Origin of the sequence: Moorena sp. SIO4A1 (genome assembly GCF_010672065.1) — a bacterium.
GTDB lineage: Bacteria > Cyanobacteriota > Cyanobacteriia > Cyanobacteriales > Coleofasciculaceae > Moorena.
This window is the reverse complement of the sequence record NZ_JAAHHX010000616.1, coordinates 1-1,580: the sequence shown is the minus strand read 5'-3', so window position 1 is coordinate 1,580 and position 1,580 is coordinate 1. Positions and strand designations below refer to the sequence as shown.

Below are 1,580 nucleotides of genomic sequence, written 5' to 3'. Positions count from 1 at the left end.
ATGAATTCATCGAACTCTATAACTCTTCCGATAATGCTGTAGATATCAGTAACTGGAGGCTAGCCGATAGCAACCTGATTTTTAACAGTACTGATAATACTGGCAACATTACTGGTGATGCTGCTAACCCCGCCTATATCTTCCCCAACAACACCACTCTCCAACCAGGAGAATACGCTGTTATTTGGATTGGCAACAATACATCAGACCATCAAGCTGCCGATGCTGCATTCCAGGATTGGTTAGGAAACGCAGCCAAACTCAACAATGCTGGAGAAGATATCTGGCTGTATGACGACGAACTCAAGATTGTAGACTACATTGCTTATGGCTCCAATAACGCCATTAATACTCCACCGTCAGCTGGATTGAATCTGTGGGACGACACTTACCAAGGAGACTTAGATGGGGCAGCAACTGGTCAATCCATTAGCCTCACCCCCAATGGAGAAGACGGAAATACCAGTGCTTGCTGGGAACATACCCTTAGTAATGATGCCGATGGCCGTTGTCCTGAATTCCTGGAAACCCGGGATACAGATACGGTTAGTGTACGGCAAACTAGTGTTGGAGTTTATAACAATATCTTGCCCAATGTGATTCTGGTCAAGCGGATTACTGCTATTAAACCCAAAGATACCAACCAGTGGATAGAGCTACCGGAATCCGGTTCACCCTTTATCGATGGCATTGATGGTGGCAGTTCTGAGAATAACGTTAATTCGGAGCGTGCTGCCGATGACAATGACCCCAACTGGCCGAATCCTGATGTGTATCTACGGGGATTAATTAACTCTGGCCAAGTCATGCCAGGGGATGAGTTAGAGTATACTGTTTACTTCCTCTCCAATGGCAGCAACAATGCTAAAAACCTGCGCATCTGCGACCGAGTGCCTGGAGAAACTACCTTTATTTCAGACTCATTTAATGCCACTGCTGGCTTCCCCAGTAGTGATGTCGGGATTGCCATGTTCCAGAGCACCACTCCCCTAGCCTCAGGTGGTCCAGCTGAACCCAATATCTTTCTTACTAATATTCCCGATAGCGATCGCGGTCGGTATTACGGGCCAAACACCTCAGTGCCATCGGGATGTAATGTCACCTTCAATCAAAATGGAGTAGTAGTAGTGGAAGTTGGGGATGTGCCAAACGCTGATTCCCCCGGAAACCCACCCAATTCCTATGGATTTATTCGCTTCCGGGCTTTAGTGAATTGAACCTCCCCACCCGTCGCAGGGATGGGGATTCCCAGGCACAGCGGTGGGCGACTGTTATCGACCTGGGCGTGAATTTCCCGCGCACCGAACGCGCCCCGCGTGGCCTATGGCCAGGGTAGCTGAGTAGGGTCTTTTGCCCTGTTTTTTTGAGACCCTTACTTTTTCTATTAACACTATTTGAGACGGAATATTCATCCCCGGAGACGAAACCTTAGAATAGTGGAGCCTTTATGGTTGGTCGGTTATGAGTAAAAGGGTTAAAACTTTATTATTAAGGCTCCACTATTCTTACGGTAACTTCAAGACCTAATTCGACGGGGTATTCTTTTCCCTCTCAAACTCTCCCACTCTGATAAAAACTTG

General features: G+C 47.3%; 1 protein-coding gene. It reads left to right on the top strand.

Translation table 11 applies throughout. From position 1 onward, the window contains the following. Positions 1 to 1,217 (top strand): lamin tail domain-containing protein (locus F6K53_RS41225; protein ID WP_293086111.1); only part of this gene is annotated, 1,217 nt, incomplete at its 5' end. Positions 1,218 to 1,580 lie beyond the last annotated feature (363 nt).